This window comes from Stella humosa (assembly GCF_006738645.1).
Lineage (GTDB): Bacteria > Pseudomonadota > Alphaproteobacteria > ATCC43930 > Allostellaceae > Allostella > Allostella humosa.
This window is the reverse complement of sequence record NZ_AP019700.1, coordinates 3,935,708-3,950,154: the sequence shown is the minus strand read 5'-3', so window position 1 is coordinate 3,950,154 and position 14,447 is coordinate 3,935,708. Positions and strand designations below refer to the sequence as shown.

General features: G+C 70.7%; 8 protein-coding genes. 4 read left to right on the top strand and 4 right to left on the bottom strand.

Annotated features, from left to right (window positions below; all coding sequences use genetic code 11):
• The first annotated feature begins 32 nt into the window (after nt 1-32).
• On the top strand, nt 33-1,547 hold the full coding sequence (gene amaB, locus STVA_RS18545) for an L-piperidine-6-carboxylate dehydrogenase (protein ID WP_123693326.1): 1,515 nt from the start codon (nt 33-35) through the stop codon (nt 1,545-1,547).
• 228 nt (nt 1,548-1,775) lie between these two features.
• The gene (locus STVA_RS18540) at nt 1,776-6,803 is read left to right on the top strand and encodes an Ig-like domain-containing protein (protein WP_123693329.1); all 5,028 of its coding nucleotides are present in this window, start codon (nt 1,776-1,778) and stop codon (nt 6,801-6,803) included.
• A 21-nt stretch (nt 6,804-6,824) separates the two neighbouring features.
• Here the strand turns inward: STVA_RS18540 and STVA_RS18535 are convergent, their stop codons facing one another.
• Genes STVA_RS18535 through STVA_RS18525 form a run of 3 tightly spaced genes read right to left on the bottom strand, consistent with a single transcriptional unit; the run spans nt 6,825 to nt 9,971 of the window.
• Nucleotides 6,825-7,832: a glycosyltransferase family 61 protein gene (locus STVA_RS18535; protein ID WP_123693330.1), complete on the bottom strand. Its 1,008-nt coding sequence runs from the start codon at nt 7,830-7,832 to the stop codon at nt 6,825-6,827.
• Nucleotides 7,829-9,094: an amidase gene (locus STVA_RS18530; protein WP_123693332.1), complete on the bottom strand. Its 1,266-nt coding sequence runs from the start codon at nt 9,092-9,094 to the stop codon at nt 7,829-7,831. The genes STVA_RS18535 and STVA_RS18530 overlap by 4 nt, the downstream gene beginning before the upstream one ends.
• Before the next feature lie 37 nt (nt 9,095-9,131).
• Nucleotides 9,132-9,971, bottom strand: a complete 840-nt coding sequence (locus STVA_RS18525) for a class I SAM-dependent methyltransferase (RefSeq protein ID WP_123693334.1) — start codon at nt 9,969-9,971, stop codon at nt 9,132-9,134.
• Nucleotides 9,972-10,045: 74 nt separating this feature from the next.
• Here STVA_RS18525 and STVA_RS18520 point away from each other — a divergent pair, with 74 nt between their 5' ends.
• Complete coding sequence (locus STVA_RS18520) at nt 10,046-11,524, top strand: M81 family metallopeptidase (protein ID WP_123693336.1); 1,479 nt, start codon at nt 10,046-10,048, stop codon at nt 11,522-11,524.
• A gap of 47 nt (nt 11,525-11,571) precedes the next feature.
• Nucleotides 11,572-12,930, top strand: a complete 1,359-nt coding sequence (locus STVA_RS18515) for a glycosyltransferase family protein (RefSeq protein WP_123693338.1) — start codon at nt 11,572-11,574, stop codon at nt 12,928-12,930.
• On the opposite strand, the gene STVA_RS18510 is transcribed toward STVA_RS18515, so the two are convergent.
• Entirely contained in the window at nt 12,909-14,375 is a 1,467-nt protein-coding gene (locus tag STVA_RS18510; RefSeq protein WP_123693340.1) for a M81 family metallopeptidase, read from the bottom strand. The two genes, STVA_RS18515 and STVA_RS18510, sit on opposite strands and share 22 nt — an antisense overlap.
• Between the last annotated feature and the right edge of the window lie 72 nt (nt 14,376-14,447).

The following is a 14,447-nucleotide window of genomic DNA, read 5'->3' as shown; positions in this document are numbered from 1 at the left end:
CGCGGCGTCCGACGAAGAAGGAAGATTGCGCGATGACCGATACCGCCGCCGAGGCCCGCTCCGTCCTCCAGCGCCTGGGCGTGGCGCCCGCCGCCTACAAGGACGGGGCGTTGGAAGTCCGCTCGCCGATCGACGGCGCCGTCATCGGCCGCGTGGCGATGCAGGGCCCGGCCGAGGTGAGCGACGCGCTGGCCCGCGCCGAGGCCGCCTTCCAGTCCTGGCGCAGCGTGCCGGCACCCCAGCGCGGCGAACTGGTGCGCCGCCTGGGCGAGGAACTGCGCCGGCACAAGGCCGACCTTGGCAGGCTGGTCAGCCTGGAGGCAGGCAAGATCGTCCAGGAGGGGCTGGGCGAGGTGCAGGAGATGATCGACATCTGCGACTTCGCCGTCGGCCTGTCGCGCCAGCTCTACGGCCTGACGATCGCGACCGAGCGGCCCGGCCATCGCATGATGGAGACGTGGCACCCGATGGGGCCGGTCGCCGTCATCACCGCTTTCAACTTCCCGGTCGCGGTGTGGTCGTGGAACACCATGCTGGCGCTGGTGTGCGGCGACACGGTGGTGTGGAAACCGTCTGAGAAGACGCCGCTGACCGCACTCGCCTGCCAGGCGATCTTCGACCGCACGGCGGCCGACATGGGCCTGACGCCCGGCCTTGCCAGCCTGGTGATCGGCGGCAGCGATGCCGGCATGGCCCTGGTCGACGACCCCCGCGCGGCCATCGTCAGCGCCACCGGCTCGACCCGCATGGGGCGCGCGGTGGCGCCGCGCGTGGCCGCCCGCTTCGGCCGCTCGATCCTGGAACTGGGCGGCAACAACGGCATGATCATCGCGCCGTCGGCCGACCTGACGCTGGCCGAGCGCGGCATCACCTTTTCGGCCGTCGGCACCTGCGGCCAGCGCTGCACGACGCTGCGCCGCATCATCGTCCATGCCGACGTCTATGACCGGCTGGTGCCGCGCCTGGCGCAGATCTATGGCCGGCTGCCGATCGGCAATCCGCTGGACGACGGCACCCTGATCGGCCCGCTCATCGACCGCGCCGCCTTCGACGGCATGCAGGCGGCCCTGGCCCAGGCGAAGGCCGAGGGCGGCACCGTCCATGGCGGCGGCCGGGCGCTGGCCGATCGCTTCCCCGATGCCTTCTATGTCGCCCCGGCCCTGGTCGAAATGCCCGCGCAGAGCGCCATCGTCCGGCACGAGACTTTCGCGCCGATCGTCTACGTCCTGCGCTATTCCGACCTGGACGAGGCGATCGCCATGCACAATGCCGTGCCCCAGGGCCTGGCCTCGGCGATCTTCACCAACGACCTGCGCGAGGCCGAGCGGTTCATGTCGGCGGCCGGCAGCGACTGCGGCATCGTCAATGTCAACATCGGGCCGAGCGGGGCCGAGATCGGCGGCGCCTTCGGCGGAGAGAAGGAGACGGGCGGCGGCCGCGAATCCGGCAGCGACGCGTGGAAGGGCTACATGCGGCGGGCCACCAACACGATCAACTACTCGACCGCCCTGCCGCTGGCCCAAGGCATCCGCTTCGACATCGACTGACCGGGCGCGCGCGAGGCCAGCGCGCGCCAGGAGGGCCGGCAGGCGGGCCTGATCCGCCTGCTGCCCGGTGCCGCCCCGACGACGGCGCCTTCCACACAGGGCCGCTCCCCGGTCGACGAAGTCATAAGCTGAAGTTAAAGTCTGGTCAGCGCTGGCCGACATCAATCGTCCCGCCGCAAGAATGATCGCGCCGGCAGGCTCCGGCGGTCGAAAGGGGCGGGGACTGAGATGGCATTCGGCGCAATCGGTGGGAAGGGCAGCGGGACTTCCGACGCTACAGGTATCGCGGCGGACGGGTCGGGCAACAGCTACGTCACCGGCTACTTCCGAGGCACGGTCGATTTCGACCCCGGCGCTGGGACGGTCCAACTCGTCGCGGCCGGCGACGACGACTTCTTCGTCGCCAAATACGATGCGACCGGCAGCCTGGCCTGGGTCGCGAGCCACGGCAGTCAGGCCGGCGAGTATCAGTACGGCTACGGCATCGCGGCGGATGGGGCAGGGAACAGCTACGTCACCGGCTACTTCGCGGGGACGGTGGACTTCGACCCAGGCGCCGGGACGGTCGAACTCGTCGCGACCGACGGCGCCGACCAGTTCTTCGTCGCCAAGTACGACGCGTCCGGCAGCCTGGCCTGGGCCGTGGCTCCCGGCACCACGGACGGCTACTATGCCTACACCAACGGCATCGCCGTGGACGGGTCCGGGAACAGCTATGTCACCGGCTATTTCGACGGTGCAATGGACTTCGACCCCGGCGCCGCCACGGTCATGCTGGTTGCGACCGGCGATGACCACTTCGTCGCCAAGTATGATGCGGCCGGCAGCCTGGTCTGGGTCGTGGGTCCTGGCGGCTCGTCCGACGGCGAGCAGGGCTACGGCATCGCGGTGGACGGGTCTGGCAACAGCTACGTCACCGGCAACTTCCAGGGGACCGTGGATTTCGACCCCGGCGACGGAACGGCCGAGCTCGTCGCGACCGGTGACCACGACCACTTCGTCGCCAAGTACGATGCGGCCGGCAGCCTGGCCTGGGTCGTGGGTCCGGGCGGTTCGTCCGCCTCCGAGTACGGCAACGGCATCGCGGTGGACGGGTCGGGCAACAGCTACGTCACCGGCTACTTCCAGGGTACGGTGGATTTCGACCCCGGCGATGCGACGGCCCAGCTCGTCGCCTCAGGCGCGCAGGACTATTTCGTGGCCAAGTACGATGACACCGGCAGCTTGGCCTGGGTCGCGCACCCCGGCAGTTCTCCCACCTACGACACCAGCAACGGCATCGCGGTGGACGGGTCGGGGAACAGCTACATCACCGGCTATTTCTTCGGCACGGTGGATTTCGACCCCGGCGTCGCGACGGTCCAACTCGTCGCGACCGGCGGCGGCGACCATTTCGTCGCCAAGTACGATGCGGCCGGCAGCCTGGACTGGGTCGTGGGTCCCGGCACCTCCACCGGCGCCGAGCACGGCCGCGCGATCGCCTTCGACGGGTTGGGTAAGGTCTACATCGCCGGAGATTTCAAAGGCACCGCGGACTTCGATCCGAGCGGCGATGCCCTGACGCTTTCGTCGACCAAGGATAATTATTTCGTCGCGGTCTACACCGGCGATGGCGCCCTCGACGTCCCCGACACCATCCCGCCGACGGTCTCGGCGCCGGACCTCGACGAGCTGAGCGACAGCGGCGCCGATTCCACCGACAACCTGACCAACTACCCCACGCCGACCTTCACGGGCACTGGCGAGGTGGATGCCACGGTCGTCCTGATCGCGGGTACCGACACGCTCGGCGCAGCCACCGTCGATGGCGACGGCAACTGGTCGATCACGGCCGACAGCATGGCGGATGGCGACTACGTCGCCTTCGCTCGAATCACGGACGCGGCCGGCAACAGCGACGACGGCGACACGCTGGGCTTCACCATCGACACCGGCGCGCCGACCGTTTCCGCCCCGGATCTCGCCGCCGCCAGCGATAGCGGCGTCAGTTCCAGCGACAACCTCACCAATGACGCCACGCCAACCTTCAACGGCAAGGGTGAGGCGGGGGCCAGAGTGGAACTGGTGGCGGACAGCGTCACGCTCGGCAGTGCGACGATCAACGGTATGGGCAAGTGGACCCTATCGGCCGACAGCCTGACGGATGGCGACTACACCGCGTTCGTCCGCGTCACCGACCTTGCGGGCAACAGTGACGACGGCGACACGCTGGGCTTCACCATCGACACCGCCGTCACCGTCTCGGCGCCGGACCTCGATGGACTGAGCGACAGCGGTGCCGATTCCACCGACAACAAGACCAACGACGTCACGCCGACCTTCACGGGTACCGGCGAGATCGGGGCAGCGGTCGTCCTGATCGCGGGTGCCGCCACGCTCGGCGCCGCCACGGTGGATGGCGACGGCAACTGGTCGATCGATGCCGACAGCATGAGCGATGGTGACTATGCGGTGTTCGCCCGCATCACCGACCTTGCCGGCAACAGCGACGATTCCGACACGCTGGACATCACCATCGACACCGGGGTGCCGACCGTTTCCGCCCCGGATCTCACCGCTGGTACCGATAGCGGCACCAGTCCCAGCGACAACCTCACCAATGACGCCACGCCGACCTTCAACGGCACAGGTGAGGCGGGGGCCACGGTGGAACTGGTGGCGGACAGCGTCACGCTCGGCAGTGCGACGATCAACGGCATGGGCAAGTGGACCCTATCGGCCGACAGCCTGACGGATGGCGACTACGTCGCCTTCGCCCGCGTCACCGACCTTGCCGGCAACAGCGACGACGGCGACACGCTGGGCTTCACCATCGACACCGCCGTTACCGTCTCGGCCCCTGACATGGTCGGTGCCAGCGACAGCGGCGCCGATTCCACCGACAACATGACCAACGACCCCACGCCGACCTTCACGGGCACCGGCGAGATCGGGGCGACGGTCCTTCTGATCGCGGGCGCCGACACGCTCGGCGCCGCCACGGTCGATGGCGACGGTGACTGGTCGATCGATGCCGACAGCATGAGCGATGGTGACTACGCGGTGTTCGCCCGCATCACCGACCTCGCCGGCAACATCGACGATTCCGACACGCTGGACATCACCATCGACACCGGGGCGCCGACCGTTTCCGCCCCGGATCTCGCCGCCGCCAGCGATAGCGGCGTCAGTTCCAGCGACAACCTCACCAATGACGCCACGCCAACCTTCAACGGCAAGGGTGAGGCGGGGGCCAGAGTGGAACTGGTGGCGGACAGCGTCACGCTCGGCAGTGCGACGATCAACGGCATGGGCAAGTGGACCCTATCGGCCGACAGCCTGACGGATGGCGACTACACCGCGTTCGTCCGCGTCACCGACCTTGCCGGCAACAGCGCCGACGGCGATACGCTGGGCTTCACCATCGACACGACCGTCACCGTCTCGGCCCCCGACCTGGACGGGGCCAGCGACAGCGGTGCGGATTCGACCGACAACAAGACCAACGACGTCACGCCGACCTTCACGGGCACCGGCGAGATCGGGGCGACGGTCCTCCTGATCGCGGGTACCGACACGCTGGGGGCGGCCACGGTCGATGGCGCCGGCGATTGGTCGATCACGACCAATAGCCTGATATCAGGCGACTACACCGCCTTCGCCCGCATCACCGACCTTGCCGGCAACACTGACGACGGCGACACGCTGGGCTTCACCATCGACACCATCCAGCCCACCGTCTCGGCGCCCGACCTCGCCGCCGCCAGCGACAGCGGCGCGTCGAGCGTCGACAACATCACCAATGCCGACACGCTGACCTTCACCGGCACGGGCGAGATCGCGGCGACGGTGGAGCTGTTCGCCGACAGCCTGTCGCTCGGCTTCGCCACCGTTGGCGGCGACGGCAAGTGGTCGGTCGCCACCGACACGCTGGTCGAGGGCGACCATGCGGTCTTCGCCCGCATCACCGATGCCGCCGGCAACTTCTTCGAGGGCACCACCCTCGCCGTCACGGTCGACCGCACGGCGCCCGGCACCTCGGTCACCGACGCGCCGTCGGGCGTCCAGGCCGTGGGCTCGGCCAGCTTCACCTTCGCCTCCGACGACACCGCCGCCGGCTTCCAGGCCGCGCTCGACAGCGGCGGCTACGTGACGGTCGGCAACCCGCACACGGTCGGCGGCCTGAACGACGGCAGCCACAGCCTGCGCGTGCGCGCGGTCGACCTCGCCGGGAACGTCGACGCCTCGGCCGAGACGGTGAACTGGTCGGTCCAGCTCGACGGCACGCCGCCGGCGGCACCGGTGATCCTGGCCGTCGTCGACGACACCGGCGAGCCGGATGGGGTGACGACCGATCGCTCGCTGATCGTCAGCGGCACGGCCGAGGCCCTGTCGACCGTCCACCTGCTGCGCGACGGCACGGAAATCGATACGGTCCTGGCGGATGCGGACGGCGACTGGAGCTGGGCCGACCCGGCGACGCTCGCCTTCGGCCGGCACGTCTACACCGCCTTCGCCGAGGACGTGTCCGGCAATGACGGCCCGTTGTCGGACGCCGTTGCCATGTTCGTCGTCGATACCAAGGGGACCGCCGGCAATGGTGGCGACCTGGTCCAGGCGGCCGCCTCCGGCGGCAACATCGACGGCAAGAACGGCGACGACACGATCTTCGGCGAGAGCGGCAACGACACCCTGAAGGGCGGCAACGGCGACGACCTGCTGCTGGGCGGCGGCGGCAAGGACGCGCTGTGGGGTGGCAACGGCGCCGACGAGATGCAGGGTGGCCTCGGCAACGACACGCTCTATGGCGAGGTCGGCAACGACAGCCTCGAGGGCGGGGACGGCGGCGACCGCCTCGAGGGCGGTGCCGGGTCCGACATGCTCGATGGCGAGGCGGGGGCCGACACGCTCTATGGCGGTGCCGGTACCGACACGCTGACGGGCGGCCCCGGCGCAGACCGCCTGTTCGGCGATGCCGACGGCGACTGGATCGTGCTGGGCAACGACGGAGCGAAGGACGCCGTCTATGGCCCGGTGGCCTACCTGACGGACGACACCATCGTCGGCTTCGAGACGGGGCTGTCGGGTGATGTCGTCGCCATCACCGGGCTTGCGTCCAACAAGGGCAAGCTGCTCGACAGCATCGCCATCACCGACGGCATCCTGTCGCTCTCCAAGGTCGGCGGCGGCTCCATCACTTTCGACGATATGACAGGCACGCACTACACCGACACGATGCTAGGCAGCGACGGGGCGATCCTTGTCTATGTGATCTGAACCCACGGGCAGGCTCGCGCCTCATAGCCCCCGGACCAGCGCCTCCAGGGCACCCGCCGGCAGGTGAAGGTCGGCGTTGAGGTGTTCGGCCGGGGTCGTGCCCGCGGTGTCGAGCCGGAGTGCGCCATAGCGCAGCCCGGCGGCGCTGGCGAGGTTAGCGAAGGGGGTGGGGGCGTCGCGGCCGACGAACTCCACCAGCGTGCCGCCGGGCGCCATGAAGGCGGCGTTGGCGAGCGCCGCTCCATGCGGACCGACGACGACCGCCGCCTCGGCGAAGAGGGCCGCCTGCTGGGCGAAAGCGAGCCGGCCGGGGTCGACCGCCTCAAAGCCGTGCAGGGCTAGAAACCGGGCGGAGGCGTCCTCGTCGACCAGGCGGCGGCGCTCGACGTTGCCGCGGCGCACGAAGAGGCGGCGGTGCGGCCGGTGGGGGATGCCGGCCGCGGCCAGGACGTGGCGCCAGAAGGCGACCGCGGCAGGGCGCCCGACCGCCAGTGGCATCCGTGCGCGGCGGACGCCCACGACCCCGTCCGGCACCGGCCGCAGGTTCAGTTCCGGCAGCCCGAGGGCCCCGGCCGCCAGGTCCAGCGCCGGGCGCTGGGCGGGATGGAAGTCGGCATGCACGACCACCGTCGCCGGCACGTCCGGCGTGGCGGCGAGCGCCAGGCGCGGCAGGAAATCCAGCAGCCAGTGGAAATGGTTGCTCGACCCGCCCAGGACGAAGATGTCGGCATCGCCGGGCGGCGCCGCGGCCAGCGCCTGCCGGCGTCCTTCGATCCCGGCTGCGAAGGCCGGGTCGAAGACGGCGTCGTAGGCTTCCGCCAGATAGAGCCCGTCGATCTGGAACGCATCGCGGAAGGCGTGAAGGTCGAGCGTGACCGGGAAGAACAGGGGCGTCGACAGCAGCACCCGCTCGAACAGCACGGCCCGCGCCACGTGGCCGGGCACGGTGGCGGCGGACAGCAGCCGCATGGGGTAGTGGGTCGCGCTATGGTCCGCCAGGGCGATGTCGCGGATGACGCTTTCGCTCATGCCTCGGCTTCGAGCACGTCGGCCACGCTGGCGGCCACCGCCAGCAGGCGGGCATCGTCCATCCGGCGGCCGATGAGCTGGATGCCGAGCGGCAGGCCCTTGGGCCCGCGCCCGACCGGGATGTTGACGCACGGCACGCCCAGTAGCGTCCACACCTTGTTGAATACGGCGTCGCCCGTGGAGCCCAGCCCTTCGGGCGCCTCGCCCGGGGCGGGGGCGGTCAGGATCGCATCCCAACTGCCCAGCAGGTGGTCGAGGTCGCGCCGGGCCGCCTCGGCCAGGCGGCGGGCCTCGCGCTCGGTCGTGCCGTCGATCGCCTCGCCGCGGCGGATGCGCTCCTGCAGGCGGGGGCTCAGCCGATCCAGGTGGTGCAGCTTCTCCAGCCGCAGCGAGCGGGCGGCATCGACGCTCATGATGTCGTCCTGCGCCTGATGCAGGGGCGCCAGCAGGGCGTCATGCCCGAACGGGGCGACGATGTGGCCAGCCCCTTCCAGCCGGCGGGCCGCCCGGCGGATGGCGGCGCGCATCGGCCCGGTCGCGACCGACCAGGGCGGTTGCAGGCAAAGCCCGATGCGCAGCCGCTGCGGCGGCGGCGTCACCGGCTCGGCCTGGAAGACCGACAGGACCAGCGCCAGGTCGGCGACCGACCGGCCATACCAGCCGATGGTGTCGAGGGATTCCGACAGGGGCTTCACGCCCTCCCGCGGGATGAGGCCGAAGCTGGGCTTCAGCGCGAAGATGCCGCAATAGGAGCCGGGCCGGATCACCGACCCGCCCGTCTGCGTGCCGAGCGCCACATGCACCAGCCGCGCGGCCACCGCGGCGGCCGAGCCGCTGGACGATCCGCCCGGCGTATGGCCCGGATGGTAGGGGTTGACCGTGGGGCCGGGCTGGGCGAAGGCGAACTCGACCGTCACCGTCTTGCCCAGGATGGTGGCGCCCGCCGCCCGCAGCAGGCCGACCACCGCGGAATCGCGGTTGGGCCGATGCCCGGCATAGATGGGCGAGTTGCACTGGGTGGCCCAGCCGTCGGCGTCGATGATGTCCTTGACCCCGACGGTGATGCCGGACAGCGGCCCGGCCGGTGCCGTCCGGGCGGCCTTGCGCGCGGCCTTGGCGTCGAAGTCGACGAAGGACTGGAGTTCGCCGTCGCGCGCGGCGATGGCGGCGATGCAGTCGTCGGCCACCGCCAGCGCGGTCACTTCGCCGGCCGCCACCGCGTCGCGCACGGCCGTCGCCGTCTCCAGATTCCAGCCCGCCATTGCGTCCTCTCCCTCGATCCGGCCGGCAGGCTCGGCGCTAGGCGCCGCGGCTGTCAAGCCGCGCCGTCAGCGACAGGGCCAACGGCAATGCCGGCTGGCCATCGGGCAGGCGGTACATGCCGGCGCCAGCCGGCACGCACATGGGGAAGGCGCGCCACGGGATCGTGCGATGCTCGCGCAGGGTCTCGACCGTCAGCCCCGCACGGCCGAGCGCGCCCAGGATGCGCGAGATGGAGTGGATCCACTCGTAGGTCCGGGCGCTGGCGAGGCGCGTCTCGTCGCCGGTGTAGGTGAGCGCCTCCTCGAAGACGAGCGGCTGGTCGACGGGGGTGTCCTGGCCGAAGGTGGGAACCAGCGCATCGCCCACCTGCTCCAGCATCAGCATGAAGGGATGGCCGTCGGCGAAGTAGAACCGCCCGCCGGGCGCCAGCTTGGCCGCGATCACCCGCGCCCAGCCGTCCAGGTCCGGCAGCCAGCAGATCGTGCCCCAGGTCGTGTAGACGATGTCGAACAGCCCCGGCACAGCCTCGGCCGCGTCGTAGACGTTGGCCTCGACGAAGCGGGCGTCGGGCCGGCCGATGGCGGCTGCCATCTCGCGCGCGCCGGCAACCGCCGCCGGCGAGAAGTCGACCCCGGTGACGCTGGCGCCGCGCCGGGCCAGCCGCAGCGTGTCCATGCCGAAATGGCATTGCAGGTGCAGCAGGCGGGCGCCCGCGACATCGCCCAGCTCGCCATCCTCGATCGGGTGCAGCACGTCGTCGCCGGCCAGGAACGCCGCCGTGCGATAGCTGCCGGTGCGGTCGCGGCGATGGATCGCCACGCGCTCGTCCCAGTTGGCGCGGTTGGCGGCCAGATGTGCCGGATCGGAAAAAGCCATCGCGAAAACTCCGCTGTCGCGACCGCCGGCAGGCTATGATCGCGCCCTGACATCGACCCCTGCCGGAGCCCTCCATGCGCGTCATCGTCGGCCAGTTCTGCCACGAAACCAATACTTTCAGCGTCCAGAAGGCCGATACCGAGGACTTCCACAAGCTGTTCTGCTATCGCGGCAACGAGGTGCGCGAGCGGCTGGCGGGCACCAGCAGCGAGATCGCGGGCTTCCTCGACGTGGCCGACCGCGAGGGCTGGTCGGTCATCCACACCGTCGCCACCTTCGCCAATCCCAGCGGCAAGGTGACCGACCGGGCGTGGCACGAATTGGGCGGCATCATCCTCGATGCCGCGCGCGCCAATCCCGACGTCGATGGCGTGCTGCTGGCCCTGCACGGCGCCATGGTGACCGACACCCACGACGATGCCGAGGGCCAGTTGCTGGAAGAGCTGCGCGGCATCCTCGGGCCAAGCGTGCCGATCGCCGTCACGCTGGACCTGCATGCCAACGTCTCCGACCGCATGGCGGCCCATGCCAGCGCGCTCGTCTCCTATCGTACCTATCCCCATGTCGACATGCGCGAATGCGGGCGCGCGGCGGCCGAGCTGCTGCGCCGCGCCGCGGCGGGGGAAATCCATCCCGTGACGGTGGTCGCCCGCCGGCCGCAGCTTCTGGGCGTTGCCGGCGGGCGCACCGACACCGGGCCGATGCTGGACGTGCTGGCGCGCGCCCGGGTGCTGGAGCAGGAGCCGGGCGTGCTGTCGATCAGCATCAATGCCGGCTTCGCCAAGGCCGACATCGTCGACGCCGGTCCCGCCGTCACGGTCACGGGCGACGGCGACAGCCCGCGCTGGCGGGCGATGGCCGAGGAATTGATGGACATGGTCTGGGCCAGCCGGGCCGAGCGCGCGGGTGCGGTCCTGACGCCGGCCGAGGCGGCGGCCCAGGCGGCTGCCTGGCACGGCGAGGCCGGCCGGCCGTTGGTGATCGCCGACACCGGCGACAATCCGGGCGGCGGCGCCTACGGCGATTCGACCAGCCTGCTGCAGGCGCTGCTGGAGGCGGGCGTGCGCGACGTGGCGCTCGGGTCGATCCGCGATGCCGACGCGGTGGCCGCGATGGCGGCGGCCGGCGTCGGGGCGGAGATCACGGTCGATATCGGCGGCAAGGTCGATCCGTCGTTCGGCGGCCCGCCGCTGCGCCTGACCGGGCGCGTCATGCATGTGGGACCGGGCGACTATGTGCATGAGGGGCCGATGTGGGCCGGCCTGGCGGCAAGCCTCGGGCAGATCGCCGTCCTGCGCACCGCCGGCATCGACATCCTGTGCGCGACCAACCTGCTGCAGCTCCTGGACCGCAACATGTTCCGCATCGCCGGCATCGAGCCGGTGGAGCGGCGGATCGTCGTCGTGAAGTCGTCCCAGCATTTCCGCGCTGCCTTCGGTCCGATCGCCGGCGAGATCCTGGTGGTAGACGGCGGCGGGCTGACGACGCGCGACTATACCCGCATGCCGTTCGAGCGGCTGCGCCGGCCGATCTTCCCCCTGGACCTCCAGTAGGTGCGCGGGGCCGGGCGCTTGATCGTCAATGCGAGGGTGGGGGTCCGATGCGCGCGGTCGTGATCGATTCGAACCTGATGGTTGTCGACATGCACAACTTCAACTTCGCCCGCGGCATCGTCCGCGACGGGCCGAAGTTCGGGTTCGAGGTCAGCATGGTCATCCCGCGCCGGGCCAGCGACGTGGTGGTGCGCCGGCTGCAGGCCCGGGCGGCGCTGTCCATCTCGCTGGCCGACCAGCTGATGGACGATCCGTGGAGCTGGCGCATCGCCGAGGCGATCGACGGCGGCGCCATCCTGGCGGGCGACCTGGCGGCGCTGGACGGGGCAGCGGCGATCGCGGGCGCGGTCGTCCTGCTGCCGACGGCCAGCGCCCGCGAGATGCTGGCGCTGGCGATCGCGATCGAGCGCACCGGGCCACCGGCGGCGATCGTGCTGGGCTTCCACAGCCTGCGCACGGGCGAGGAGCAGCCGAAAGCGACCAACCAGTTCATGGGCCTGCTGCGCTATGCCATGAACCGGCTGCGGCGGGTCTTTCCGGCCGATCGCATCATCGTCAATTCGACCAATGCCCGGCTCGCCCAGGCCATGTCCGATTTGCTGCGTCAGCCGACCTGGTCCTATTCGCATCCTATCTGGTACGACCTGGCCGAACCCAAGCCGGACCCGGAGGCGCCGCCCGACGACGGGCGGCTGACGGTGGCCGTCCTCGGCGGAACCCGGCTCGACAAGGGTGGCGGCATGCTGGCCGACATCGCCAGCCATGCGGCGGGCTTGGCCGGCCGCATGCGGCTGCTGATCCAGCTCGTCGAGCGGTACCGGGTGAAGGCCGGAACCCGCATCGACGATGGCCTGACCGATAATCCGCTCGTGGCCATCCGCTGGGGCTCGATGCCGGAGACGGCGCTGATCTGGCACCTGCAGACGGTGGCCGCGGTGCTGATGCCCTACGACCCGGCCGAGTATCGCGACCGCGCGTCGGGCATCTTCGCCTTTGCCGCCGCCATGGGCCGGCCGGTCATCGTGCCGGGCGGTAGCTGGATGTCCGAGCAGCTCGAGCAGGGGTTGGCGGCCGGAATCGTCGTCGCGACCCATGAGCCGCAGGGCTATGCCAAGGCTCTGCGCCGGTTCATCGACGTTGCCCCGTCGCTGGGCCGGGCGGCGGCCAAGCGGGCCGCCGCCTGGCGCGACCGCGAGAATGGCTGGCGCCACCTGGCCTCGATCAGCCGCGAACTCCGCGCCTGCGGCATTGACCTGCCGCCGACGCCGGAGACGCCGCCCGCCGCCGCGACGCCCGACGAGGAGCCGGGCGAGGCGCCAGCGGTGGCGCGCGATGCCGGGCGGCCAGTGCGGGTGCGCCGCGTCCGCCCCGGCGAGCCCGGCGGTCAGATGGGATCGAGCGGATAGATCGGCCGGCGCAGGTTGCGATAGGTCAGGATGCGGTTGTCGGACGTGGTGACGCCGACGCCGTCCAGGGTGATCGTGTGGCGGGCGATGGGGGCGAAGCCCGCGCGGTAGTGGATGCGTGACTTCAGCAGCAGGTAGCGCGTCGATGCAGGGTCGATGCCGACCGAGGTGAAGACGCCCTGGTCCCACGGCTCGTGGTGGCGCGAGACGATGACGATCTTGACCTTGCCGGTGTCGAGCACGGCGGTCGGCCCCATATGGACATGGACGCCCGTGTACATCGGCCCGCGCACGATCCAGTCGCCGTCGGACAGCGTGCGCACGCGGCCCGTCACCTCCAGCGGCTCGCCCTGGGCGCCGATCGCCGGCATGCTGGTGCGGCCGCCGAGCTTGATCGTCACTTCCCGGCCGATGCCGGCCTGCATCAGTTCCTGGACGGCGACCGGGTCCCACACCGCGGCGACCGCGACGTCTTCCAACCCCTGTTCCATCACCGCCTTCAGGACGGTCATGACGTCCTGGTTGCCGCCGGAGCCGCAATTGTCGGCATGGTCGAGCAGCAGGATCGGCCCATCCGTCAGGGCCTCCGCGCGCCCCAGCGCCTGGCCGATCGGCTCGTGGCGGTAGGCGAACTCCTCGCGCTCGGCCCAGGCGGCGTCGAGCAGTTCGTCAACGGCGCGCTGGGCGGCCGCCTGGTCGCCGTCGGCCACGACGACGGCCGAGATGCCGGCCTCCGGGATATCGGCCATGGGGAAGCCGCCGAAGATCGTGGCGGCCAGGATGCCGGGGCGCGTCTCGATCTCGCGCGCCAGTTGGATCAGCGCCCGCATCGGCTCGTCGTCGGTGCCCATGCGCAGCGTCTGGGCCAGGATCGGCCGGTTGCCCCAGGCCATCACCGGGGCCACCTCGCCCTTCAGCGAGCGCATCAGCACCCGGCCGATCTGCTCGCCCACGACATGCATGTCGGTATGGGGATAGGTCTTGTAGCCGATCATGGCGGTGCAGTTGTCGACCATGCGCTGCGTCAGATTGCAGTGCAGGTCGAGCGTGACGGCGATCGGCAGGCCGGGGCAGCGCTGGCGCAGGCGCTCCAGCAGGGTGCCTTCGCCGTCGCCCGTGTTCTCGGCCACCATGGCCCCGTGCAGGTCGAGCAATGCCGCGTCGCAGCCGGGGGCGGCGTCGAGGATGGCATCGGCCATCTTGTCGTAGGCGGCGGCGGCCACCGGCCCGCTCGGCATCGCCTCGGCCGCGACCGGGGTGACGATCTCGGCTCCCGCGGCCTTGGCCAGCTCGATATAGGCCCCCATCGGCATCGCCGTGCCCTCATAGGCCGCGCGCGCCGCCGGCCCCAGATGGGCACCCCATTCCACGAACCGCTGCCAGCCGGTCTCCACCGGCGAGAAGGTGTTGGTCTCGTGCTTCATCATCGCGATCAGGAGGCGCATGCGGGCAAGGTCCTATGGCGGGCGGGAACGGAAGCGGCGGCTGCGCGTCGCGGCCGTCAGCATAGCGTGGGC

What these genes read in the sequence shown, in the direction of transcription:
- STVA_RS18540 (WP_123693329.1), top strand. Translation starts at nt 1,776, where the DNA reads ATGGCATTCGGCGCAATCGGTGGGAAGGGCAGCGGGACTTCCGACGCT.
- STVA_RS18520 (WP_123693336.1), top strand. Translation starts at nt 10,046, where the DNA reads ATGCGCGTCATCGTCGGCCAGTTCTGCCACGAAACCAATACTTTCAGC.
- STVA_RS18530 (WP_123693332.1), bottom strand. Translation starts at nt 9,094, where the DNA reads ATGGCGGGCTGGAATCTGGAGACGGCGACGGCCGTGCGCGACGCGGTG.
- STVA_RS18515 (WP_123693338.1), top strand. Translation starts at nt 11,572, where the DNA reads ATGCGCGCGGTCGTGATCGATTCGAACCTGATGGTTGTCGACATGCAC.
- STVA_RS18535 (WP_123693330.1), bottom strand. Translation starts at nt 7,832, where the DNA reads ATGAGCGAAAGCGTCATCCGCGACATCGCCCTGGCGGACCATAGCGCG.
- amaB (WP_123693326.1), top strand. Translation starts at nt 33, where the DNA reads ATGACCGATACCGCCGCCGAGGCCCGCTCCGTCCTCCAGCGCCTGGGC.
- STVA_RS18510 (WP_123693340.1), bottom strand. Translation starts at nt 14,375, where the DNA reads ATGCGCCTCCTGATCGCGATGATGAAGCACGAGACCAACACCTTCTCG.
- STVA_RS18525 (WP_123693334.1), bottom strand. Translation starts at nt 9,971, where the DNA reads ATGGCTTTTTCCGATCCGGCACATCTGGCCGCCAACCGCGCCAACTGG.